Here is a 22,364-nt window from a genome sequence, read left to right as displayed (position 1 = left end):
GTCACGCGTGTCCCCTGCCGTCTCCACCGGTAACCTCACATCCATGGCCTCACGTCCCTCCGCAGCCAAGAAGCCGCCGGCGAAGAAGGCGGCCGCTTCCGCGAAGGCCCCGGCGAAGAAGGCCGCAGCCAGGAAAGCCCCGGCGAAGAAGGCTCCTGCCAAGAAGGCCGCGGCCAGGAAGCCGGCACCCGCGCCCGCCCCCAACCCGACCAGCGGCGTGTACCGGCTCGCGCGCGCCCTGTGGCTCGGCCTGGCGCACGCCGTCGGCGCCGTCTTCCGCGGCATAGGGCAGGGCGCGAAGAACCTCGACCCCGCACACCGCAAGGACGGCATCGCGCTGCTGCTGCTCGGCATCGCGCTGATCGTGGCCGCGGGCACCTGGGCCGACCTCAAGGGCCCGGTCGGCGACCTCGTGGAGATCCTGGTCACCGGAGCCTTCGGCCGGCTCGACCTGCTGGTACCGATCCTGGTCGCCGTGATCGCCGTCCGCTTCATCCGGCACCCGGAGAAACCCGAGGCCAACGGACGGATCGTGATCGGCCTGTCCGCGCTCGTCATCGGCGTGCTCGGGCAGATCCACATCGCCTGCGGCTCGCCCGCCCGCGGCGACGGCATGCAGGCCGTACGGGACGCGGGCGGCCTCATCGGCTGGGGCGCGGCCACACCGCTGTCGTCCACCATGACCGACGTGCTCGCCGTGCCGCTGCTGGTGCTGCTCACGGTCTTCGGGCTGCTCGTCGTCACCGCCACGCCGGTGAACGCGATTCCGCAGCGCCTGCGGCAGCTCGGCGTGCGGCTCGGACTGATCCACGAGCCGGTGCCGGAGGAGTTCGGCGAGGACGACGAACGCTACGAGGAGCAGTGGCGCGAGGCGCTGCCCGCCGGCCGCCGCAGGCGTCGCCCCGCCCCCGAGGAGTACGACCCCGACAGCGCCGAACAGGAGGCCCTGTCCCGGCGCCGTGGCAGGCCGCGCAGGCCCGCGGCGCCCCGGGCCGGTACGGACCGGCCCATGGACGCCGTCGACGTGGCCGCCGCCGCGGCCGCCGCACTGGACGGTGCCGTGCTGCACGGGATGCCGCCCTCGCCGATCGTCGCCGACCTCACCCAGGGCGTGAGCGTCGGTGACCGCGAGTCGACCACACCGACACCGGTCCCGGCCGCCCGCTCCCAACAGGAGAAGCCGGCCTCGGACAAGCCGAAGGCGGAGAAGCCGCCGGCCGGCGTCCTGGACATGACCAAGGTGCCGCCCCGCGAGCCCCGCGACCTGCCCGCGCGTGCCGAGCAGCTCCAGCTCTCCGGCGACATCACCTACTCCCTGCCGTCCCTGGACCTGCTCCGGCGCGGCGGTCCGGGCAAGGCGCGCAGCGCCGCCAACGACGTCGTCGTCGAGGCGCTGCGGAAGGTCTTCACCGAGTTCAAGGTGGACGCCGCCGTCACCGGCTTCACCCGCGGCCCGACGGTCACCCGCTACGTCGTGGAACTCGGCCCGGCCGTGAAGGTCGAGCGGGTGACCGCGCTGACCAAGAACATCGCGTACGCCGTCGCCAGCCCGGACGTGCGGATCATCAGCCCGATCCCCGGCAAGTCCGCGGTCGGCATCGAGATTCCCAACACCGACCGGGAGATGGTCAACCTCGGCGACGTGCTGCGGCTCGCGGAGTCCGCCGAGGACGACGACCCGATGCTGGTCGCCTTCGGCAAGGACGTCGAGGGCGGCTACGTCATGGACTCGCTGGCGAAGATGCCGCACATGCTGGTCGCCGGCGCGACCGGGTCCGGCAAGTCGTCCTGCATCAACTGCCTGATCACGTCGATCATGATGCGGGCGACGCCGGAGGACGTCCGGATGATCCTGGTCGACCCCAAGCGCGTGGAGCTGACGGCGTACGAGGGCATCCCGCACCTGATCACGCCGATCATCACCAATCCCAAGCGGGCCGCCGAGGCACTGCAGTGGGTCGTCCGCGAGATGGACCTGCGCTACGACGACCTGGCCGCCTACGGCTACCGGCACATCGACGACTTCAACCGCGCGGTGCGCGAGGGCAAGGTCAAGCCGCCCGAGGGCAGCGAGCGCGAGCTCCAGCCGTACCCGTACCTGCTGGTGATCGTCGACGAGCTGGCCGACCTGATGATGGTCGCGCCGCGCGACGTCGAGGACGCCATCGTGCGCATCACGCAGCTCGCGCGCGCCGCCGGCATCCATCTGGTGCTCGCCACCCAGCGGCCCTCGGTCGACGTCGTGACGGGTCTGATCAAGGCGAACGTGCCGTCCCGGCTCGCGTTCGCCACCTCCTCGCTCGCCGACTCCCGCGTCATCCTCGACCAGCCCGGTGCGGAGAAGCTCATCGGCAAGGGCGACGGGCTGTTCCTGCCGATGGGTGCGAACAAACCGACGCGTATGCAGGGCGCGTTCGTGACCGAGGAGGAGGTCGCGGCGGTCGTCCAGCACTGCAAGGACCAGATGGCGCCGGTCTTCCGCGAGGACGTCGTCGTCGGCACCAAGCAGAAGAAGGAGATCGACGAGGACATCGGCGACGACCTCGACCTGCTGTGCCAGGCGGCCGAACTGGTCGTCTCCACCCAGTTCGGATCGACGTCCATGCTCCAGCGCAAGCTGCGCGTCGGCTTCGCCAAGGCGGGCCGGCTGATGGACCTCATGGAGTCCCGGAACATCGTCGGACCGAGCGAGGGTTCGAAGGCTCGTGATGTTCTTGTGAAGCCTGATGAGCTGGATGGCGTGCTCGCGCTGATCCGGGGGGAGTCTGAAGGGTAGGCGGACGGGACACGGTCGTCGCCCCGGGGCACCCTGGTGGCCGATCGTGACCCACCCGTAAGGGATCATTGAGCAACCGTTTCCCGTCGGCGTACGTCAAGTTGAGGGAAGCGAAGCACTATAGGCCCACCATCGGGATGTCGGGCCATTCCGATGGCGTACAAAGTACGACCGCCCGGTTGCCCCACCCTCTCGTACCCCTCCTAGACTGAACCTCCAGCACAGGTGGCTACACGCTCGAAAGGCGCCCCCGTGTCCATCGGCAACTCCCCTGAAGACGAGCGTCCCTTCGAAGACGATTCCGAGGAAGCCCGCCCCTCCGTCGGGCATGCGCTGCGCCAGGCGCGCATCGCCGCCGGGCTCACCGTCGACGACGTCAGTAACGCCACCCGGGTCCGTATCACCATCGTGCACGCCATCGAGGCGGACGACTTCGCGCGCTGCGGCGGCGACGTCTACGCGCGCGGGCACATCCGGACCCTGGCCAAGGCCGTGCACCTCGATCCGGCCCCGCTGATCGCCCAGTACGAGACCGAGCACGGCGGCGGCCGCCCGGCCCCGACCCCGGCCGCCCCGCTCTTCGAGGCGGAACGCATCCGTCCGGAGCGTCGCGGACCGAACTGGACCGCGGCGATGGTCGCCGCGATCGTCGTCGTGATCGGCTTCGTCGGGTTCACCATGGTCAAGGGCGGCGACGACGGCGGCAAGGCGAACGTCGCCGACGGCACCGAACCCACCACGACTCCCTCGCCCACTCCCACCACCAAGAAGCCCGCCGACCCCGAGCCGGAGGCGTCGGACAGCGCGATCGCCGCCGCGCCGCAGGACAAGGTGACGGTCAGGGTCAGCGCCGCCGACGGACGCAGCTGGATCTCCGCCAAGGACCACAACGGCCGCCTGCTGTTCGACGGACTGCTCAAGCAGGGCGAGACGAAGACCTTCCAGGACAGTTCCAAGGTCAACCTGGTCCTCGGCGACGCCGGCGCGATCGACCTGTTCGTGAACGGCAAGAAGATCGAGGACGACTGGCAGCCCGGCGCCGTCGAGCGCCTGACCTACACCAAGGGCGACCCGCAGGCCGGCTGAGCGGTCCCGGGGGTTGGTCCGCCGACGGGGTCGGCCATGATCGGCCAACCCCGTCGACGTGGGGTGTCGGCGGGACGAAGTACTCTAGAGCCCATGCCTGAACGCCGTACCGTCGCACTGGTCACCCTTGGCTGCGCCCGTAACGAGGTGGACTCGGAGGAGCTCGCAGGCCGTTTGGAGGCGGACGGCTGGCAGCTCGTGGAGGACGCCGAGGAAGCCGACGTCGCCGTCGTCAACACCTGCGGCTTCGTCGAGGCCGCCAAGAAGGACTCCGTCGACGCGCTCCTGGAGGCCAACGACCTCAAGGGACACGGGAGAACGCAGGCCGTCGTGGCGGTCGGCTGCATGGCCGAGCGGTACGGCAAGGAACTCGCCGAGGCCCTCCCCGAGGCCGACGGCGTGCTCGGCTTCGACGACTACGCCGACATCTCCGACCGCCTCCAGACCATCCTCAACGGCGGCATCCACGCCTCCCACACCCCGCGCGACCGGCGCAAGCTGCTGCCGATCAGCCCGGCCGAGCGGCAGGACTCCGCCGCCTCCGTGGCGCTGCCGGGCCACGCCCCGGCGGATCTGCCGGAGGGCCTCGCCCCGGCCTCCGGGCCCCGCGCGCCCCTGCGCCGCCGGCTCGACGGCTCCCCGGTCGCCTCGGTGAAGCTCGCCTCCGGCTGCGACCGGCGCTGCTCCTTCTGCGCCATCCCGTCCTTCCGCGGCTCCTTCATCTCGCGCCGTCCCAGCGACGTGCTGAACGAGACCCGATGGCTCGCCGAACAGGGCGTGAAGGAGATCATGCTGGTCTCCGAGAACAACACCTCCTACGGCAAGGACCTCGGCGACATCCGCCTGCTGGAGTCCCTGCTGCCCGAGCTGGCCGAGGTCGACGGGCTGGAGCGGGTCCGCGTCAGCTACCTGCAGCCGGCCGAGATGCGGCCCGGCCTGATCGACGTGCTGACCTCCACCCCGAAGGTCGCCCCGTACTTCGACCTGTCGTTCCAGCACTCCGCGCCGGACGTGCTGCGCGCGATGCGCCGCTTCGGCGACACCGACCGGTTCCTGGAACTGCTCGACACGATCCGCAGCAAGGCGCCCCAGGCTGGTGTGCGCTCCAACTTCATCGTCGGCTTCCCCGGTGAGTCCGAGGCGGACCTCGCCGAGCTGGAGCGCTTCCTGAACCACGCGCGCCTGGACGCCATCGGCGTCTTCGGCTACTCCGACGAGGAGGGCACCGAGGCGGCGACCTACGACGGCAAGCTCGACGAGGACGTCGTCGCCGAGCGCCTGGCCCGGGTCTCCCGGCTGGCGGAGGAACTCGTCTCGCAGCGTGCCGAGGAGCGGGTCGGGGAGACCGTGCGGGTGCTGGTGGAGTCCGTGGACGAGGCGGAGGGCGTGTACGGCCGGGCGGAGCACCAGGCGCCCGAGACGGACGGCCAGGTGCTGCTCACGAGCGGCGAGGGTTTGCGCGTCGGCCGTATGGTCGAGGCGAAGGTGGTCGGCACGGAGGGTGTCGACCTGGTGGCCGAGCCGCTGTTCGAGGGTTCGCTCGCGTGTAGTGAGGAGGCGGGCAGATGACGGGTGTCCCGGCATCGGCGGCAGGAGGCCCCTCCGGCGCGCGGAGGGCGGCGGGTGCCGCTCCCGGTGGCGTTCCCGGGGCGGGAGTCGGCCGCGTGGTCGCGCGTGAGGGCCGGGGGCCGGGCGCGGGCTCGTCCGGCAGCGGTTCCGCGCGACGTGGTCTGTCCGGCCGCGGCCCGGGCGGTGACCGGCAGCACGGCGACGAAGCAGCCCGTGCGGCCGCCGCGTCCCGCGGCGCCGACGACGCAGCGGACACCGGGGACGGGACGAGGCCGGCGCGCGGCGCGAAGATCGCGGCGGCGGCCGTCAACCAGGCCAGCCTCTGGAACATCGCCAATCTGCTGACCATGCTCCGGCTGCTCCTGGTGCCGGCGTTCGTGGCGCTGATGCTCGCCGACGGCGGGTACGACCCGGCGTGGCGGTCACTGGCCTGGGCGGCCTTCGCCATCGCCATGATCACGGACCTGTTCGACGGCCACCTGGCGCGCACGTACAACCTCGTCACCGACTTCGGGAAGATCGCCGACCCCATCGCCGACAAGGCGATCATGGGGGCGGCGCTGATCTGTCTCTCCGCGCTGGGCGATCTGCCGTGGTGGGTCACCGGCGTGATCCTCGGCCGGGAACTCGGCATCACACTGCTGCGTTTCCTGGTCATCCGCTACGGCGTGATCCCGGCCAGCCGCGGCGGCAAGCTGAAGACGCTCATCCAGGGCGTCGCCGTCGGCATGTACGTGCTGGCGCTCACGGGGTGGCTCGCCACGCTGCGGTGGTGGGTGATGGCCGCGGCGGTCGCACTGACCGTGCTCACCGGCCTCGACTATGTGAAACAGGCCATTGTGCTGCGCAGGCAGGGAATCGCCGAGCGCAAGGCCGCGTTGGAGGAGACGGAAGCGTGAGTTCTAGGGCCACCGAGGTGGTGCGACTACTCACCGTGAACGGCGGAACCCTCGCCGTCGCCGAGTCGCTGACCGGTGGCCTGGTCGCGGCGGAGATCACCTCGGTCCCCGGTGCGTCGAAGGTGTTCCGGGGATCGGTGACGGCGTACGCCACCGAGTTGAAGCACGGACTGCTCGGAGTGGACGCCACTCTGCTGGCCCAGCGGGGAGCGGTCGATCCGCAGGTGGCGGCCCAGATGGCGGCCGGTGTGCGCAAGGCGCTGGGTGCCGACTGGGGCATCGCGACCACGGGCGTCGCCGGTCCGGATCCGCAGGACGGACAGGCCGTGGGCACGGTCTTCGTGGCCGTGGACGGCCCTCGCACGGAAGGCTCCGGTTCTGCCGGTGGCGGAAAAGTGGAGCAGCTGCGGTTGAACGGCGACCGCGCGGAAATTCGTATGGAGAGTGTACGGAGCGTACTCGCACTGCTCCTGACGGAGCTTGCGGGCGAACAGACCGGGAATGAGCGGGCACAGGATACGGAACGGAACGGGGGGTTTTGATGTTTGCAGCCCTGAGTGAACACGACATCGCTCCCCGCACGGCCGCGGCGCAAGGCGGTACGGTGGGGCGAGAAGGATGCGGCTACGCGGTCCGAGGAGGGAGCCACCGATGATTCTGCTCCGTCGCCTGCTGGGTGACGTGCTGCGTCGGCAGCGCCAACGCCAGGGCCGTACTCTGCGCGAAGTCTCCTCGTCCGCCCGAGTCTCACTCGGCTATCTCTCCGAGGTGGAGCGGGGGCAGAAGGAGGCTTCCTCCGAGCTGCTCTCCGCCATCTGCGACGCGCTGGACGTACGGATGTCCGAGCTCATGCGGGAAGTGAGCGATGAGCTCGCTCTCGCCGAGCTGGCCCAGTCTGCTGCAGCGACCCCCAGCGAGCCCGTACCCACGCCGGTTCGTCCGATGCTGGGTTCCGTTTCGGTGACCGGTGTGCCACCGGAACGGGTGACCATCAAGGCGCCCGCCGAGGCGGTGGACGTCGTCGCCGCGTGAGCGTGCAGTTCCGCGCCCGCGTGGTGTGAAGGTGTGAGAGGCCCCGGTGGGGCCCTCCCGGGAGATCCGGAAGGGCCGCCGGGGTTTTCGCATGCCCGGAGAGCCCGGAGTGCGTTTGCCGGTGGCGCGCGCGGCGGTCATCGTTGAGGGACGAGGCGGGGGGACAGCCACGGAGGTGCGGATGTACGTCGTGAAGAGCCCCTTGTCCGACGCGAACCTGAAGACCGTGTCCGAGGCGTTGCAGGGCGCCCTGGTCGACCTGGTGGACCTCGCCCTGGTGGCGAAGCAGATCCACTGGAACGTCGTCGGGCCGCGCTTCCGTTCCGTGCACCTTCAGCTCGACGAGGTCGTGACGCTGGCGCGGGCGCACTCGGACACGGTCGCGGAGCGCGCGGCGGCCCTGGGCGTCTCGCCCGACGGGCGCGCCGCCACGGTGGCCGTCGGCAGCGGCATCGGAGTGACGCCGGAGGGCTGGGTCGACGACACGGCGGCGGTGAGCACGCTCGTGGAGGCGCTGGGCGCGGTGATCACCCGGATGCGGGAGCGGGTCACGGCGACCGCGGAGCCGGACCCGGTCAGCCAGGACATCCTGATCGCGATCACTGGCGACCTGGAGAAGCAGCACTGGATGTTCCAGGCCGAGAACGGGTGACGTGGCCGTGAGGGCCCGCGGGCCCTTCGCACGGAGCTCGGGAGCAGTCGGCGCGCCTGTGCGGTGTCCGTGCGCCCTTGCGGGGGTGTTGCGTGCTCCGATGGCGTCGGTCGGGCGGCCGTCGGCTCGGAGGCCGTCGGCTCGGAGGTCGTCGGTCGGGAGGCCTGCGGTCCGGGGGCCGTCGGTCCGTAGGTCGTCGGTCGGGGGGTCGTCGGTCGGGCGTTCGTCGGTTTGGGGGCTGGCTGTCCGGAGGTTGTCGGCTCGGCAGTCGTTGGCCTGGAGGCCGTCGGCTTGGCAGTCGTTGGCCTGGGAGCCGTCGGCCTGGAGGGCGTCGGTACGGGGGCCGTCTGCACGGGGGGCGTCGGCACGGGGGTGCGGGACGTGACGACGGGGCGGGGGGGGCGCTGGGGGCTTGTTGTCGGGGCGGGCGCCCTGTGGTGGTGGGCGGTGACGCGGCTGCTGCTGGTGCCCGGTGCTGGTGCGCTGGAGGGGGCGATCGCGGCCGGCGGGTGGGGGCTCAGCGTGCTGCCGGTGCACTGCGTGCCCAGAGCGAGGGCGGCCGGCGTGCCGGCGGCGGGGCGGTGGCGACGGGCCTGGCGCGCGGGGGACGGGGCCGTGGCGGAGGGCACTGCGGGGCCGCCGGGGTGGGAGGACGGCGGCGCGGGGTGGAGGGAAGAGGGGCCTGGGGGGACGCGCGAGTAGCCGCGGCGGTCGCGGGTGCGGGAGCGTGGCGGTTGCGGGTGGTGCGGTCAGCGGGTGGTGCGGCGGAGGTCGCGGGGCGGTCGGGCGGGGGCCGGTCCGGGCTGGCAGGTGGGGCACCAGTACGTGGGGCGTTCGCGGGAGCCGTCGCCCTGCTCGGCGACCCGCACGGGGGTGCGGCAGCGCAGGCACGGGCGTCGTGCGCGGCCGTACACGAACAGGTCCTGGCCGCGCAGGCCCGTCGTGTTGCGGACCGGGCGTTCACGGTTGGACTCCAGCAGCTTCCGGGCCAGCCCCGGCAGTTGCGCGGCACGGTCGGAGGGCAGGTCCGCGACGGGAAGCCACGGGGTCACGCCGAGCAGGAAGCAGAGTTCGCTCTTGAAGACATTGCCGATGCCGGCGAGGTTGCGCTGGTCCAGCAGGGCCTCGCCGAGGGGGCGGGCCGGGTCCTGCAGGAGGTTGGCCATCGCCAGGCCGGGATCCCAGTCAGGGCCGAGCAGATCGGGCCCGAGATGGCCGACCGCGCGGTCCTCCTCGCCGGTGCGCAGCAGTTCCAGCACCGGGAGCCGGTAACCGACCGCGGTGCGGTCGGCGGTGCCGAGGATGGCGCGGATCTGGTGGGCGGGGCCGCCGTTCCAGCGCTGCCCGTGCGCGTACACCCGCCAGGAGCCGTCCATCCGCAGGTGCGAGTGCAGGGTCAGGCCGCCCTCGACGCGGGTCAGCAGGTGCTTGCCGCGCGGGACGACGTCCAGCACGGTGCGGCCGGTGAGGTCGGCCGTCGCGAAACGCGGCACCCGCAGGTCGCTGCGGGTCAGCACCTTGCCCGCGAGGGCGCCGTGCAGCCGTCGCGCGGCCTGCCAGACCGTGTCTCCTTCGGGCATGCGTCAAGGGTTGCACGTCGGCCCGCGGGACGGTGCTTGCCCGTCGGCCCGCGGGAGGTGGGCGACGGGGCTGCGGCGGCGGGTCAGGCGCGCAGGCGAAGGCCCCGCGGAGTGGCGACGAAACCCGCGGTCTCCAGCAGGGTGCCCAGCGGCGAGGTCAGCGCCGGGGTGCCGTTGACGCGCTCCACGGTGACCGTACCGAGCGAGCCCGCGCGGGCGGCCGCGGCGAGGGCCTCCGCGGCGGCCGGCAGACGGGGGTCGTCGGCGGGCTCGCCGTCGGGGTCGGCGGGCCAGGCCAGCAGCGTCTTGCCGCCCCGCTCCATGTAGAGCGTCAGCTCGCCGTCCACCAGAACCACCAGGGAACCCGCCTTGCGGCCGGGCTTGTGTCCGGCGCCGGTGGGCGGCTCCGGCCAGCCCAGAGCGGCACCGTAGGCGTTCGCCGGGTCGGCGGCGGCCAGGACGACGGCCCGCACGGAACGGTCCGCCCTGGTGGAGCGGCCGGCGAAGGGGTCGTACGACGGGCCTCCGCCGTTCTGCCAGGGCGGAGGCGCCCCCGGGGCCCGGTCGCGCGGTGAGACGTAGTCGCCGGGCGTCAGGCGCGGGTACGGAGAGTCGTCCGCGTCCGGGAAGGCGCCGGGGAAGCCGTCGTGCCCCGGGGCGTGCTCGTGGGCGCCGTCGGTGGGGGAGGCGAAGCCGTGCGCGGTGAACGGGTCGGCGGAGCCGCCGAAGGGGTCCGGCGGGCCGCCGTCGGGGCCGGTGGGGCCCGGGGCGGGCGGCAGGGCGTCGCCCCGCTCCCGCGCGTTGGCCGCCGCGCGGAGGCGGTCCACCGCCCCGTCCATCGCGAACTGTGCGGCGCCCAGCCCTTCCACGACGTAGCCGCGGCGGGCCTGGCCCGTGTCCTCGAAGGCGGACAGGATGCGATACGTCGCCGAGAAGCCGCCCTCGACGCCCTCCGCGGACACGGCGCCGCGGGTCACCACACCGTGCCGGTCGAGCAGGGTGCGCGCCAGGGCGTGGGCGCGGACGGTGGGATCGGCCTCCCGGTCCGGCAGCAGGGACCAGCGGCCGGCGACGGTGGGCGGACCGTTGCGGGAGGCGCTGCGGGCGGCCGCCGTGAGCGAGCCGTAGCGTCCGCGCGGGACCGCGCGCTTCGCGCGGTGGGCCGTGGAGCCCGCGGTGCGGCCGGAGCCCAGCAGGGAGCGCAGGGGCGTGAGCGTGTCGTTGGTCAGCCGCCCGGACCAGGCGAGGTCCCATACGGCGTCGGCGAGTTGGGGGTCGGTGGCCTCGGGGTGGGTGGTGGCGCGGACCTGGTCGGCGATCTGCCGGAAGAACAGTCCGTAGCCGCCGGAGAGGGCGTCCAGGACGGACTGGTGGAGGGCGGTGAGCTCCAGGGGGTGCGGAGGCGGCAGCAGCAGCGGGGCCGCGTCCGCGAGGTAGAGGGAGACCCAGCCGTCCTTGCCGGGAAGCGAACCGGCGCCGGCCCACACCACCTCCCCGGCCGCCGTGAGCTCGTCCAGCATCGCCGGGGTGTAGCCCGCCACCCGGGACGGCAGCACCAGCTTCTCCAGGGCGGAAGCGGGCACGGAGGCGCCCTGCAACTGTTCGACGGCGCGCACCAGGCCGTCGATGCCGCGCAGGGCGTGCCCCTTGCCGATGTGCTGCCACTGCGGGAGGAACTGCGCGAGCGCGGCCGGAGGCACCGGCTCCAGTTCGTGTCGCAGGGCGGCCAGGGAGCGGCGGCGCAGCCGGCGCAGCACGGCGGCGTCGCACCACTCCTGTCCGATCCCGGCCGGATGGAACTCGCCCTGCACGATCCTGCCCGCCGCGGACAGCCGCTGCAGGGCGCCCTCGGTGACCGCCACGCCCAGGCCGAAGCGCGCCGCCGCGGTGGCCGACGTGAACGGGCCGTGGGTGCGTGCGAACCGCGCGAGGAGGTCACCGAGCGGGTCCTTGACCGGTTCGGTGAACGCCTCCGGCACGCCGACCGGCAGCGCCGTGCCCAGCGCGTCGCGCAGCCGGCCCGCGTCCTCGATCGCCGCCCAGTGGTCGGCGCCGGCGACCCGCACCCGGATGGCGCGCCGCGCGGAGGCCAGCTCCCGCGCCCACTGCGGATCGGCGCCCCGCTCGGCCAGCTCGGCCTCGGTGAGCGGACCGAGGACACGCAGCAGGTCGGCCACGCCCTCCGCGTCCTTGACGCGCCGGTCCTCGGTGAGCCACTGCAGCTCGCGCTCCAGCTCGGTCAGCACCTCGGCGTCGAGCAGCTCCCGCAGCTCCGCCTGGCCGAGCAGCTCGGCCAGCAGCCGCGAGTCCAGCGACAGTGCGGCGGCGCGGCGCTCGGCGAGCGGGGAGTCGCCCTCGTACAGGAACTGGGCGACGTAGCCGAACAGGAGGGAGCGGGCGAAGGGGGACGGCTCGGGGGTGGTGACCTCGACGAGGCGCACCCTGCGGGACTCCAGGTCGCCCATCAGCTCGACGAGCCCGGGCACGTCGAACACGTCCTGGAGGCATTCGCGGACCGCCTCCAGGACGATCGGGAACGAGCCGAACTCACCAGCCACCTGGAGGAGCTGGGAGGCGCGCTGACGCTGCTGCCACAGCGGGGTGCGCCGGCCGGGGTTGCGGCGCGGGAGCAGCAGCGCGCGAGCGGCGCACTCGCGGAACCGGGAGGCGAACAGGGCCGAGCCGCCGACCTGGTCGGTGACGACCTGGTCGACCTCGCCCTTGTCGAAGACGACGTCGGCGGCGCCGACGGGCGCCTGGTCCGCGTCGTACTCGCGGCCGGCCTTCACCGGTTCCTGGTCGAGCAGGTCGAGGCCCATCAGGTCGGCGTCCGGCAGGCGCAGCACGATGCCGTCGTCGGCGTGCATCACCTGGGCGTCCATGCCGTACCGCTCGGAGAGGCGGGCGCCGAGCGCGAGCGCCCACGGGGCGTGCACCTGGGCGCCGAACGGCGAGTGCACGACGACCCGCCAGTCGCCCAGTTCGTCGCGGAACCGCTCCACCACGATGGTGCGGTCGTCGGGGACGTGGCCGCAGGCCTCGCGCTGTTCGGCCAGGTACGACAGGACGTTGTCCGCGGCCCAGGCGTCCAGTCCCGCCGCGAGGAGCCGCAACCGGGCGTCCTCCTCGGAGAGCGAGCCCACCTCGCGCAGGAAGGCGCCCACCGCGCGGCCGAGCTCCAGCGGGCGGCCCAGCTGGTCGCCCTTCCAGAACGGCAGCCGGCCCGGCACGCCCGGCGCCGGGGAGACCAGGACCCGGTCGCGCGTGATGTCCTCGATGCGCCAGGAACTGGTGCCGAGCGTGAAGACATCGCCCACGCGGGACTCGTAGACCATCTCCTCGTCGAGCTCGCCGACCCGTCCGCCGCCCTTCTTGGGGTCGGCGCCGGCCAGGAAGACCCCGAAGAGGCCGCGGTCGGGGATCGTGCCGCCGGAGGTGACGGCCAGGCGCTGGGCACCCGGCCGTCCGGTGATCTCTCCGGTGACCCGGTCCCACACCACGCGCGGGCGCAGCTCCGCGAAGGCGTCGGACGGGTAGCGGCCGGCGAGCATGTCCAGCACGCCCGTGAACGCGGACTCCGGCAGCGACGCGAAGGGCGCCGCGCGCCGGACCGTGGCGAGCAGGTCGTCGAACTGCCAGGTGTCCATCGCCGTCATGGCCACGAGCTGCTGGGCCAGGACGTCCAGCGGGTTCGCGGGGACGCGCAGGGACTCGATGGCGCCCGTGCGCATCCGCTCCGTGACCACCGCCGCCTGCACCAGGTCGCCCCGGTACTTCGGGAAGACCACGCCCGTGGAGACCGCGCCGACCTGGTGCCCGGCGCGGCCGACGCGCTGCAGCCCGGAGGCGACCGACGGCGGCGACTCGACCTGGACCACCAGGTCGACGGCGCCCATGTCGATGCCCAGCTCCAGACTGGAGGTGGCCACCACCGCGGGCAGCCGGCCCGCCTTGAGGTCCTCCTCGACCAGGGCGCGCTGCTCCTTGGACACCGAGCCGTGGTGGGCGCGGGCGATGACCGCGGGCGCGCCCTGCGCGGCTCCGGAACCGCCCATGAGCTCGGCCGGGGAGTGGTGCTCGTCCAGGGGCTCCCCGGTGGCCCGCTCGTAGGCGATCTCGTTGAGCCGGTTGCACAGGCGCTCGGCGAGGCGGCGGGAGTTCGCGAACACGATGGTCGAGCGGTGCGACTGCACCAGGTCGGTGATCCGCTCCTCCACGTGCGGCCAGATCGAGGGGCGCTCGGCGCCCTCCGAGCCGTCGGCGACCGGTGAGCCGCCCAGCTCGCCCAGGTCCTCGACCGGCACCACGACGGAGAGGTCGAACTCCTTGCCCGACTCCGGCTGGACGATCTTCACCTTGCGGCGCGGGGACAGGAACCGGGCGACCTCGTCCACCGGCCGCACGGTCGCCGACAGGCCGATGCGGCGGGCCGGGCCGGGCAGCAGCTCGTCCAGCCGCTCCAGGGAGAGCGCGAGGTGCGCGCCGCGCTTGGTGCCCGCGACCGCGTGCACCTCGTCGAGGATCACGGTCTCCACGCCCGCCAGCGCGTCGCGCGTGGCGGACGTCAGCATCAGGAACAGCGACTCCGGGGTGGTGATCAGGATGTCCGGCGGCCGGGTGGCCAGGGCCCGGCGCTCGGCCGGCGGGGTGTCGCCGGAGCGGATGCCGACCTTCACCTCGGGCTCGGGCAGGCCCAGGCGCACGGATTCCTGCCGGATGCCGGTCAGTGGACTGCGGAGGTTGCGCTCGACGTCGACGGCCAGGGCCTTCAGCGGCGAGACGTACAGGACGCGGCAGCGCTTCTTCGGGTCGGCGGGCAACGGCGTGGACGCCAGCTGGTCCAGCGCCGCGAGGAAGGCGGCCAGGGTCTTCCCGGAACCGGTGGGGGCGACCACCAGCACGTCCGACCCTTCCCCGATGGCCCGCCACGCACCGGCCTGGGCGGCGGTGGGCGCGGAGAAGGCACCCGAGAACCAGCCGCGGGTCGCGGGGGAGAAGCCGTCGAGGGCCCGGTGCGGATTGCTGACCATGCGTCCATCGTGCACCCGACCACTGACAATGCGGCCGAGCAGGGCGTACGGGGTGTTCGACGGCCGCGGTGGCCGCGTGACAATGACCGTGTGGCGGAGACACGCAGGGAGCGGGCGCGGCACTGGCGGTACGACGAACTGCCCGGTGTCGATCTGCTGCGCGCCCGCTACATACGGAAGACGTTCGTCCGGCACACCCACGAGAACTTCGTGATCGCCGCCATCGCCGACGGGGTGGAGGTCTTCCACCACGGCGGTGGCGACGTGTACGCGGGTGCCGGAGCCCTCGCGCTCGTCAACCCGGACACCCCGCACACCGGCCGGGCCGGCGTCCCCGAGGGCTGGCGCTACGGGGCGGTGTACCCGTCGCCGCAGGTGGTGGCGGCGATTGCCGCGGAGACCACCACGTTGCGCGGCACACCCGGGTTCGCCACGCCGGTCCTCGACGACCCGTACACCGTCCGTCTGGTGCACCAGGTGCTGCGGGCCACCGACGACGGCAACGCGCTCGCCGCCGACACCCTGCTCAGGGTGGCGGTGACCCGTTTGCTGCGGCTGAACGGCGGGACGCTGCCGCGACGCGAGGTGCGCACCGCGGGCGCGCGGATCGCGGCACGCGCGCGTGCCCTGCTGGAGGAGCGGATGGCCGCGCCCCCGACCCTGGAGCGGCTGGCCGCCGAACTCGGCACCGGCCCGTTCGCCCTGCTGCGGGCGTTCCGGGACACCTACGGCATGCCGCCGCACGCCTGGCTCACCGACGCGCGCGTGCGGCGGGCGCGGCGGCTGCTGGACGCGGGCGCGGCGCCCTCGGAGGTCGCCGTCACCGTCGGGTTCACCGACCAGCCGCATCTGAACCGGCACTTCAGCCGGATCGTCGGCGTCCCGCCGGGCGCCTACCAGCGCGAGCGCAAGAACGTACAAGACGCGCGGAGCGGCCCGCCCGTACCGTCCGGGACGTGGCAGCAGAACGGACAGCAGCACTCGCGGACATGCACGACGACGGAGGAGGACAGCGGGACGGTGCCGTCGTACGGGACGCCCTCGGGGTCGGGATCGCCGTCGGACTCTCCGGGTTCGCCTTCGGCGTGACCTCGGCGGGCAGCGGCCTCACGCTGCTCCAGACCTGTGCGCTCAGCCTGCTGGTGTTCACCGGCGCGTCCCAGTTCGCGCTGGTGGGCGCGCTGGCGGCGGGCGGAGGCCCGTTCACGGCCGCCGCGGGCGCGTTCTTCCTCGGGGTGCGCAACGCCTTCTACGGGCTGCGCCTGTCGGAGTTGCTGGCGCTGCCGCGCGCGGTGCGGCCGTTCGCCGCCCAGTGGGTCATCGACGAGACGGCCGCCGTCTCCCTCGCCCAGCCCACCCGGCGCGCCGCACGCCTCGGGTTCGTGGTGACCGGGCTCAGCCTCTACCTCCTGTGGAACCTCACCACGCTGCTCGGCGCGCTCGGCGCCGAGGCCCTCGGGGACACCGACGCGTGGGGGCTGGACGCGGCCGGTCCCGCGGTCTTCCTCGCGCTGCTCGCCCCCATGCTGCGGACCGGCACCGAGCGTGCCGTCGCCGGACTCGCCGTGCTGCTGGGCCTCGGTCTGCTGCCCGTCCTGCCGGCCGGCGTGCCGGTCCTGGTGGCCGCGCTCGCGGCACCGGCCGTCCTGTGGGCACGGGGACGCCGGAACACGCCGCGCGGGGACGCACCGGGGGAGGAGCGTTGAACATCTGGATCGCGATCGGCGTGACCGCCGTGGGCTGCTACGCCGTCAAACTCGCCGGGCTGCTGGTGCCCGCCGGGGTTCTCGAACGTCCCCTCGTCCGGCGCCTCGCCGCGCTCCTGCCGGTCGCCCTGCTCGCCGCGCTGACGGCCCAGCAGACCTTCTCCGACGGGCAGTCCCTGATGGTGGACGCCCGCGCGGCGGGGGTGGCGGCCGCCGCCGTCGCACTGATGCTGCGCGCCCCGTTCCTCCTGGTCGTCGCGTCGGCCGTGGTCGTGACGGCGGGAGTGCGCGCGCTGGGCGGGTGAGGCGGTGGGGACGGACACCTGGGCTGGTGAACAGCGGCGGCTGCCGGTTGGACGGGTGAGGCGGTGGCGGTGCCTGCCGGGCGTGCGGCGGTGCGGGGCGGCTGATACGCGGATGCGTCGGACGGCGCATCCCGGCCGCCGTCCCTCCCCGGCAGGGGTTTCGGCCGCCGTCCCGTCAGCGGACACGGCGGCCGTACGCCTCCAGGGTGTGCAGGGCGTCGATCGTCACCATCGGGCGCGCCTCCATGGCGGGCGCCGGGGCCCACTGCCGCCACCGGATCGGCCAGCCGCCGTCCTCCTGCTGTTCGGCCGCGAGGAAGTCCAGGGAGCGTTCCATCTCCTCGTCCGTGAACCACGCGCGTGCCAGCGACCGCGGCGTACGCGCGTAGTCGTGCGGGAAGTGGTGCTCGCCCGGCGCGTAGCCCGGCGCGACCGGGTACGCGTCGAGGTCGTCCGGGTCGAGCACGGCGAGCCGCTGCCGGCGCACCAGCCGGCCCAGCCGGTCGGCGGCGGCCTCCGCGCGGGCGCGGTCGGGGGCGTGGTCGAGGAACGCCACGGCGGCCTCCACCTCGTAGGGGTGCGACCGCTCCAGCGACTCCACGGCCTGCAGACAGAAGTCCGTGGCACGGAACAGCCAGGCGTGCCAGACCTCGTTGCGGTGCAGCAGCCCCACCACCGGCCCGGTGGCCAGCAGCGATCCGGGCGGGTCGTCCTCGACCGGCACGAACGGCGCCGCCGGATAGCCGCGCTGACCGGGATGGATCGCCGGAAGCGCGCCGTCCGGCGTGGAGACGGACGTCAGATAGCGGCACACGTCCTCCGCGCGGCGGCCGCCGCACCGCCCCACGGCGTCCAGCACGCGCAGCGCGCGGGCGGTGTGCAGCGGCTGGCTGACCGGACCGCGCAGGTCCGGTTCGAGGCCGTGCCCGTATCCGCCGTCCGCGTTGCGGTACGCCTCCAGGGCCGCCTCCACCGGGTCGGCACCGCCGTCCCGGAAGTGGTACGCGAAGAGGTGCTGTTCGAGCACGCGCGCGGTGAGCCAGACGAACCGCTCCGCCCGCGCGAGCGGGCCCTGCGGCGGGGTTGTCGGGGGTGCTGGGGCAGCTCCGGTGTCGGCCATGGATCCGACCGTAGGCGCAAAGCGGCGCGGGCAGGCGCACCGGCTCGGGGCCACCCCCGCAGGCGGGATACTGGGGGCATGCGGTTGACGGTTTTCTGGGAGCGGATGGCGGAGCACTTCGGCGCGGGATACGCCGACACCTTCGCACGTGACCATGTCATGTCGGAGCTCGGCGGGCGTACCGTGCACGAGGCGCTGGCGGCCGGCTGGGACGCCAAGGACGTCTGGCAGGTGGTCTGCGCCGTCATGGACGTACCCCTGGAGAAGCGGTGACCCGCCCAGGAGAGGCGACCCGCCCCGAAGAAACGTCGACCGTCACCGTGGAGAAGTGCTGATCGTGACAGAGATCCCCGGTGGGCGGACGGCCACCGTCGGCGTGGGCGAGACTTGAGCCGTGGCAGCCACTGACGAAACCGGGCGGACGGCCCGGCAGCCCAGCGCGCCCGGAGCGCCGCCGCCCACCGGACCCCCTCCGGTGGGCCACGCGGCCGAGCCGGGCGCGCGCATGCCGCGCTGGCTGCCGCGCGCCATGGTGCTGGCGCTCGCGCTGATCGCCGTGTTCCAACTCGGCAGCTGGGCGTTCCACCAGCTCACCGGGCTGCTGATCAACGTCCTCATCGCCTTCTTCCTGGCGCTCGCCGTCGAACCCGCGGTGAGCTGGATGGCCGCGCGCGGGGTGCGCCGGGGCCTGGGCACCTTCCTCGTCTTCCTGGGCGTGTTCGTCACGGCGGCGGGTTTCGTCACCCTGCTCGGGTCGATGCTTGCGGGACAGATCATCACGATCGTCGAGGACTTCCCGGACTACCTCGACTCGGTGATCAACTGGGTCAACGCGCACTTCCACACCGAGCTGCGGCGGGTGGACGTCCAGGAGGGCCTGCTGCGCTCCGACTGGCTGCGCGACTACGTCCAGAACAGCGCCACCGGTGTCCTCGACGTGTCCGCGCAGGTCCTCGGCGGTCTGTTCCAGCTGCTCACCGTCGGCCTGTTCTCCTTCTACTTCGCCGCCGACGGCCCGCGCCTGCGGCGCACCGTGTGCTCCCTGCTGCCGCCCGCCCGCCAGGCCGAGGTGCTGCGCGCGTGGGAGATCGCCGTGAACAAGACCGGCGGCTACCTGTACTCGCGCGGGCTGATGGCGCTCATTTCCGGCCTTGCGCACTTCGTGCTGCTGGAGGTCCTCGAGGTGCCCTACGCGCCCGTGCTCGCCGTGTGGGTGGGCCTGGTGTCGCAGTTCATCCCCACCATCGGCACCTACCTCGCGGGCGCGCTGCCCATGCTGATCGCCTTCACGGTCGACCCCTGGTACGCGCTGTGGGTGCTGACCTTCGTGGTGTTCTACCAGCAGTTCGAGAACTACGTGCTGCAGCCCAAGCTGACCTCCAGGACCGTCGACATCCACCCGGCGGTCGCCTTCGGCTCGGTCGTCGCGGGCACCGCCCTGCTCGGTGCCGTCGGCGCGCTCATCGCCATCCCCGCGATCGCCACGCTCCAGGCGTTCCTCGGGGCGTATGTGAAGCGGTACGACGTCACGGACGACCCCCGGGTGCACGGCCACCGCGGACCCGGAGGCGGGCCCGGGCTGCTCCTGCGCGTCCGCGGGCTGTGGGCCCGCCGCCCGGACACGACCCGCCCGCGCGTCGAGGACGCGGGATCCTGAGGAGGCCCGACCGATGGGCGGGGCTCCTCGGTCGGGTCCGGCGGGCGGAAGCCCCGTCTAGGCCGGCACCGCGCCGTTCCGGGCGGCCTTGCGGTGGCGGTCGGCCAGGCGGGAGCCGGACTCGCGGCGGGCCGCGCGGCGCAGCAGGGGCACGGCCAGGAGGAACCCGAGGACCGCCCACGCGGTCAGCACCAGCGCCACCATGGGCAGCTCCCAGGAACCGGCCGCCTCGGCGGTCCGCGCGGCGTCCGGCAGCAGCGCCGAGCGCACGCCCTGGGCCGTCCACTTGAGCGGGAAGACAGCGGCCACCTGCTGCACCGGAACGGGCAGCGACGTGAGCGGGAACATCGCTCCCGAGATCAGCAGCAGCCCCATCGTCGGCAGCACGATCAGGGCCAGCGCCTCGCGCGGGTTGGGCAGCACGGCACCCAGGGCCGCGCCCAGCGGGACGACGGCGAGCAGCCCGAGCGTGGTGACCCACAGCAGCGTCAGCCAGTCGTCCGTCCCGCGCGGCAACGGCCCGTCCGCCAGCAGCGCCGCGGCTCCCAGCAGCAGCACCAGAGTGCCGACCGCCGTGACGACCACCAGCAGACACTTGGCGACCAGGTAGGCCGGTATTCCGCCGGGGGTGGCGCGCAGCCGCAGCAGCACTCCCTCCTCGCGCTCGGTCACGAGCATCTGCGGGACGTTGAGCAGCCCGATCTGGAACAGCAGGTACGCGGCGAAACCCGCGATCACCAGATGGGCCATCGGCGTACGGGTCCCCGGTACGTCGTCACTGATGTAGGCGGCGACCAGCAGTGCGACGCCGACATTGGTGAGATGGCCGGTCATCTCCTTGGGATTGTTCAGCAGGTGCCGCACCTCGATGGCGCCGCGCAGCAACCCCGCGCGCCAGGCCGTGCGGCGCGGCCTCGGCACCCCGCCCGCCGCCCGGGCCGTCCCGTTCGTCATCCGCCCGTCCCTCATGCGGCCCCCGCCTCCTCGTCCACCACTTCGTCCACAGCCCCGCCCGTGCCGTCGGCCTGCCGGTGCACCATGTGCAGATAGGTGTCCTCCAGCGTCGGACGCCGGACCTCCAGACCGGGGATCGGCCCGTCCGCGTCCCGGTGGAGCTCCCACACCAGCCGTGACGGGTCCGCGGTCCGGGCGCGGTGACGCGTGCCGTCGTCCGCGGTCCAGCGGACCTCGGCCTGAGCGGCGGCCTGCCGGGCCAGCTCCGACGGGGTGCCACAGGCGCGGATCCGGCCGCCGACCAGCATGCCGATCCGGTCCGCGAGCCGTTCGGCCTCCGCCAGGTCGTGCGTGGTGAGCAGGACGGTGACGCCCTCGTCCCGGGCCAGCCGTTCGACCAGGGAATGGAACTCGTGCCGCGCCTCCGGGTCGAAGCCCGTGGTCGGCTCGTCCAGGAACAGCAGCTCCGGCCGCCCGACGATGCCGAGCGCGACGTCCAGCCGCCGCCGCTGACCGCCGGACAGCAGTTCCACCCGCTGGTCGGCCTGCCCGGTCAGCCCGGTCAGGCCCAGCAGCTCGGCCGGGTCGCGGGGGTCGGGGTAGTACGTCGTGAAGTGCGACAGGAGCTCGGCCACCCGCCAGCGGCGGTGGTCGCGCCAGGACTGCAGCACCAGTCCGATGCGTCCGCGCCAGACGTCGTCGCCCCGCTCCGGGTCCGCGCCGAGGACGCTGACGTCACCGGCGGAGCGCTGCCGGAAGCCCTCGAGGATCTCCACGGTCGTGGTCTTCCCGGCGCCGTTCGGCCCGAGCAGGGCGAACACCTCGCCGCTGCGGATCTCCAGGTCGACGCCGCAAAGGACGTCGACGGCGCCGTACGACATGCGCACGTCGCGTGCCCGGACGACGGACCGGTCGGTGGAGGTGGCGGAAGTCATCGCCCCGCCTCCGCGTGCTGCTGCGTGACCGGACCGGACTCCGCCGCGCGGGAGCCGGGGCCCGCGCCTGCGCCGTCGACGATCGCCCGCAGCGCCGCCACATGCCCGTCGAAGGCGCTGCGGCCGCGGTCCGTCAGCCGGACCCTCGTGCGCCGCTTGCGGCCGCCGCCCTCCTTCAGGACTTCCAGATATCCGGCGTCCTCCAGGGTGTGTAGCTGTTTGGAGAGCGCGGAGTCGCTGAGCGAGAGGCTCTCGCGGACGAAGGCGAAGTCCGCCCACTCGGTGGTGGCGAGCAGCGCCACCACCGACAGCCGGGTGGCGGGATGGATCAGTTCGTCGAAGCCTTCGGGAGTGCTCATCGTCCCTCACCCTCGCGGGCCGTCCGTTCGGCGTGCCCGCGCAGCGAGCCGACCGCCCAGCGGCTCGCCGGCCCGACGAACAGCAGGAACGCGGCCGTCGTGACCGTGGCCTGGATCAGTCCGGCGAGCGGTGCGTCGAGCGACTCGACCAGCCGGCCGGACAGCAGGACCGTCCCGCCGGTCACCAGCGCGCCCCCGGCGAACGTGACGAACGTCCGCTTGTTGTAGCGGGAGTGGTGCAGCTGCATCCGGCTCCTGCGGCTGTGGACCACGGCGAGTGCGCTCAGCAGTACGACGTAGGCGACCAGGGACAGCAGGACGCCCCACAGGGGGAGGTCCAGGCTCGTGCCGACCAGGAAGACCCACATGAGCGCGGCCGCGGCGTAGGTGGCGCCGGGGCCGCCGGAGGCGGACCGCTCCATCTCGTCGTACACCCGCTCCTGCGGCACTCGGATGCGCTGCAGATCCTTCCAGGCCTGTTCGGCATCCACCGGTGCGCTCACGGCCATCTCCTCCCCTGGCGACGTGCGACAGTTAACTTTCCTGGTGGGAAAGTTACCTTTGACTTTCCGGGTAGGCAAGTCAGGGGTGGGAGGTGGTGAGGGTCGTGGATGTGCCGCGCGGTGCGGCTTGACACAAAAATCGAACATCCATTCTTATGGAGGTGCCGGTGAGGCTCAACGGCGGGTGTTCTGCTCCGGTTT

19 protein-coding genes are annotated in these 22,364 nt (G+C 73.3%); 12 read left to right on the top strand and 7 right to left on the bottom strand.

The annotated features are described in order from the left end of the window. Positions 1–43: 43 nt before the first annotated feature. The 7 genes from FGW31_RS08580 to FGW31_RS08550 all read left to right on the top strand — a co-directional run bounded on the left by FGW31_RS08580 (position 44) and on the right by FGW31_RS08550 (position 8,014). Positions 44–2,776, top strand: coding sequence for a DNA translocase FtsK (locus tag FGW31_RS08580; RefSeq protein WP_182675067.1), 2,733 nt, complete (start codon positions 44–46; stop codon positions 2,774–2,776). Positions 2,777–3,028: 252 nt separating this feature from the next. Then, positions 3,029–3,862 carry a helix-turn-helix domain-containing protein gene (locus FGW31_RS08575; protein WP_142192776.1) on the top strand — a complete coding sequence of 278 codons (834 nt, stop codon included), beginning with the start codon at positions 3,029–3,031 and terminating at the stop codon, positions 3,860–3,862. Between the two features lie 93 nt (positions 3,863–3,955). Beyond that, a complete protein-coding gene (gene rimO, locus FGW31_RS08570; RefSeq protein WP_142192775.1) occupies positions 3,956–5,431 on the top strand; it encodes a 30S ribosomal protein S12 methylthiotransferase RimO in 1,476 nt (491 codons plus the stop codon). Next, positions 5,428–6,330: a CDP-diacylglycerol--glycerol-3-phosphate 3-phosphatidyltransferase gene (gene pgsA, locus FGW31_RS08565; RefSeq protein ID WP_142192774.1), complete on the top strand. Its 903-nt coding sequence runs from the start codon at positions 5,428–5,430 to the stop codon at positions 6,328–6,330. Before rimO ends, pgsA begins: the two co-directional genes overlap by 4 nt. After that, complete coding sequence (locus FGW31_RS08560) at positions 6,327–6,872, top strand: CinA family protein (RefSeq protein WP_142192773.1); 546 nt, start codon at positions 6,327–6,329, stop codon at positions 6,870–6,872. Before pgsA ends, FGW31_RS08560 begins: the two co-directional genes overlap by 4 nt. 109 nt (positions 6,873–6,981) lie before the next feature. Then, complete coding sequence (locus FGW31_RS08555; protein ID WP_003993396.1) at positions 6,982–7,362, top strand: helix-turn-helix domain-containing protein; 381 nt, start codon at positions 6,982–6,984, stop codon at positions 7,360–7,362. 181 nt (positions 7,363–7,543) lie between these two features. Then, on the top strand, positions 7,544–8,014 hold the full coding sequence (locus tag FGW31_RS08550; RefSeq protein WP_142192772.1) for a Dps family protein: 471 nt from the start codon (positions 7,544–7,546) through the stop codon (positions 8,012–8,014). A gap of 749 nt (positions 8,015–8,763) precedes the next feature. On the opposite strand, the gene FGW31_RS08540 is transcribed toward FGW31_RS08550, so the two are convergent. Then, positions 8,764–9,594 (bottom strand): Fpg/Nei family DNA glycosylase, encoded by an 831-nt coding sequence (locus FGW31_RS08540; protein WP_142192771.1) that lies wholly within the window; start codon positions 9,592–9,594, stop codon positions 8,764–8,766. Positions 9,595–9,677: 83 nt separating this feature from the next. Then, a complete protein-coding gene (locus FGW31_RS08535) occupies positions 9,678–14,624 on the bottom strand; it encodes an ATP-dependent helicase (protein ID WP_142192770.1) in 4,947 nt (1,648 codons plus the stop codon). A 90-nt stretch (positions 14,625–14,714) separates the two neighbouring features. Between FGW31_RS08535 and FGW31_RS08530 the strand changes: the two genes are divergently transcribed. Genes FGW31_RS08530 through FGW31_RS08520 form a run of 3 tightly spaced genes read left to right on the top strand, consistent with a single transcriptional unit; the run spans position 14,715 to position 16,635 of the window. Then, positions 14,715–15,713, top strand: coding sequence for an AraC family transcriptional regulator (locus FGW31_RS08530; protein ID WP_142192769.1), 999 nt, complete (start codon positions 14,715–14,717; stop codon positions 15,711–15,713). After that, the gene (locus FGW31_RS08525) at positions 15,614–16,330 is read left to right on the top strand and encodes an AzlC family ABC transporter permease (protein ID WP_142192790.1); all 717 of its coding nucleotides are present in this window, start codon (positions 15,614–15,616) and stop codon (positions 16,328–16,330) included. The genes FGW31_RS08530 and FGW31_RS08525 overlap by 100 nt, the downstream gene beginning before the upstream one ends. Further along, positions 16,327–16,635: an AzlD domain-containing protein gene (locus FGW31_RS08520; protein ID WP_142192768.1), complete on the top strand. Its 309-nt coding sequence runs from the start codon at positions 16,327–16,329 to the stop codon at positions 16,633–16,635. Before FGW31_RS08525 ends, FGW31_RS08520 begins: the two co-directional genes overlap by 4 nt. Positions 16,636–16,810: 175 nt before the next feature. Here the strand turns inward: FGW31_RS08520 and FGW31_RS08515 are convergent, their stop codons facing one another. Then, positions 16,811–17,755 carry a hypothetical protein gene (locus FGW31_RS08515; protein WP_142192767.1) on the bottom strand — a complete coding sequence of 315 codons (945 nt, stop codon included), beginning with the start codon at positions 17,753–17,755 and terminating at the stop codon, positions 16,811–16,813. A 78-nt stretch (positions 17,756–17,833) separates the two neighbouring features. Between FGW31_RS08515 and FGW31_RS08510 the strand changes: the two genes are divergently transcribed. Further along, positions 17,834–18,028 (top strand): DUF3046 domain-containing protein, encoded by a 195-nt coding sequence (locus FGW31_RS08510; protein ID WP_142192766.1) that lies wholly within the window; start codon positions 17,834–17,836, stop codon positions 18,026–18,028. A gap of 121 nt (positions 18,029–18,149) precedes the next feature. Further along, positions 18,150–19,412: an AI-2E family transporter gene (locus tag FGW31_RS08505; protein ID WP_182675069.1), complete on the top strand. Its 1,263-nt coding sequence runs from the start codon at positions 18,150–18,152 to the stop codon at positions 19,410–19,412. A 57-nt stretch (positions 19,413–19,469) separates the two neighbouring features. Here the strand turns inward: FGW31_RS08505 and FGW31_RS08500 are convergent, their stop codons facing one another. The 4 genes from FGW31_RS08500 to FGW31_RS08485 are packed head-to-tail and all read right to left on the bottom strand — an operon-like array spanning position 19,470 to position 22,169. Next, positions 19,470–20,366 carry an ABC transporter permease gene (locus tag FGW31_RS08500; protein ID WP_142192765.1) on the bottom strand — a complete coding sequence of 299 codons (897 nt, stop codon included), beginning with the start codon at positions 20,364–20,366 and terminating at the stop codon, positions 19,470–19,472. Between the two features lie 11 nt (positions 20,367–20,377). Then, positions 20,378–21,301: an ABC transporter ATP-binding protein gene (locus FGW31_RS08495; RefSeq protein ID WP_142192764.1), complete on the bottom strand. Its 924-nt coding sequence runs from the start codon at positions 21,299–21,301 to the stop codon at positions 20,378–20,380. After that, complete coding sequence (locus tag FGW31_RS08490; protein WP_142192763.1) at positions 21,298–21,660, bottom strand: transcriptional regulator; 363 nt, start codon at positions 21,658–21,660, stop codon at positions 21,298–21,300. The genes FGW31_RS08495 and FGW31_RS08490 overlap by 4 nt, the downstream gene beginning before the upstream one ends. Further along, positions 21,657–22,169: a hypothetical protein gene (locus FGW31_RS08485; protein WP_142192762.1), complete on the bottom strand. Its 513-nt coding sequence runs from the start codon at positions 22,167–22,169 to the stop codon at positions 21,657–21,659. The genes FGW31_RS08490 and FGW31_RS08485 overlap by 4 nt, the downstream gene beginning before the upstream one ends. Positions 22,170–22,364 lie beyond the last annotated feature (195 nt).

Origin of the sequence: Streptomyces calvus, assembly GCF_006782915.1 — a bacterium.
GTDB classification, from domain to species: Bacteria; Actinomycetota; Actinomycetes; order Streptomycetales; family Streptomycetaceae; genus Streptomyces; species Streptomyces calvus.
Note: the sequence above shows the minus strand (reverse complement) of the source record. Positions and strands in the feature narration are given on the sequence as shown.

Excerpts from the sequence above, each read along its gene's own strand:
- FGW31_RS08580 (WP_182675067.1), top strand. The coding sequence starts at position 44 with ATGGCCTCACGTCCCTCCGCAGCCAAGAAGCCGCCGGCGAAGAAGGCG.
- rimO (WP_142192775.1), top strand. The coding sequence starts at position 3,956 with ATGCCTGAACGCCGTACCGTCGCACTGGTCACCCTTGGCTGCGCCCGT.
- pgsA (WP_142192774.1), top strand. The coding sequence starts at position 5,428 with ATGACGGGTGTCCCGGCATCGGCGGCAGGAGGCCCCTCCGGCGCGCGG.
- FGW31_RS08555 (WP_003993396.1), top strand. The coding sequence starts at position 6,982 with ATGATTCTGCTCCGTCGCCTGCTGGGTGACGTGCTGCGTCGGCAGCGC.
- FGW31_RS08550 (WP_142192772.1), top strand. The coding sequence starts at position 7,544 with ATGTACGTCGTGAAGAGCCCCTTGTCCGACGCGAACCTGAAGACCGTG.
- FGW31_RS08540 (WP_142192771.1), bottom strand. The coding sequence starts at position 9,594 with ATGCCCGAAGGAGACACGGTCTGGCAGGCCGCGCGACGGCTGCACGGC.
- FGW31_RS08535 (WP_142192770.1), bottom strand. The coding sequence starts at position 14,624 with ATGGTCAGCAATCCGCACCGGGCCCTCGACGGCTTCTCCCCCGCGACC.
- FGW31_RS08525 (WP_142192790.1), top strand. The coding sequence starts at position 15,614 with ATGCACGACGACGGAGGAGGACAGCGGGACGGTGCCGTCGTACGGGAC.
- FGW31_RS08515 (WP_142192767.1), bottom strand. The coding sequence starts at position 17,755 with ATGGCCGACACCGGAGCTGCCCCAGCACCCCCGACAACCCCGCCGCAG.
- FGW31_RS08510 (WP_142192766.1), top strand. The coding sequence starts at position 17,834 with ATGCGGTTGACGGTTTTCTGGGAGCGGATGGCGGAGCACTTCGGCGCG.
- FGW31_RS08500 (WP_142192765.1), bottom strand. The coding sequence starts at position 20,366 with ATGACGAACGGGACGGCCCGGGCGGCGGGCGGGGTGCCGAGGCCGCGC.
- FGW31_RS08495 (WP_142192764.1), bottom strand. The coding sequence starts at position 21,301 with ATGACTTCCGCCACCTCCACCGACCGGTCCGTCGTCCGGGCACGCGAC.
- FGW31_RS08490 (WP_142192763.1), bottom strand. The coding sequence starts at position 21,660 with ATGAGCACTCCCGAAGGCTTCGACGAACTGATCCATCCCGCCACCCGG.
- FGW31_RS08485 (WP_142192762.1), bottom strand. The coding sequence starts at position 22,169 with ATGGCCGTGAGCGCACCGGTGGATGCCGAACAGGCCTGGAAGGATCTG.